At 54.9% G+C, this 255-nt stretch carries 1 pseudogene; it reads right to left on the reverse strand.

The features are described 5' to 3' along the window. Window positions 1-255: pseudogene (locus V5P19_RS24015) on the reverse strand (methyl-accepting chemotaxis protein); the annotation flags it as partial.

Below are 255 nucleotides of genomic sequence, written 5' to 3' on the forward strand. Positions count from 1 at the left end.
GATAGCGCCCATCGTTTTTACTACACCGGAAACCGTCTGCCCGCCATCGCTGGCTTTAATAGAAGCCTCTTGCGCCAGTTTGCTGGCATGATGCGCGTTATCCGCATTCTGTTTCACCGTCGCAGTGAGTTGCTCCATGCTGGCGGCAGTTTGTTCGATAGCCGCCGCTTGTTCTTCGGTGCGAGATGACAGGTCCGCATTGCCAGCTGAAATTTCGTTGGTGCCACGATAAATCTCTTCCGCGCCCTGTCGAAC

Origin of the sequence: Enterobacter sp. UNJFSC 003 (genome assembly GCF_036903355.1) — a bacterium.
Classification (GTDB): Bacteria; Pseudomonadota; Gammaproteobacteria; order Enterobacterales; family Enterobacteriaceae; genus Enterobacter.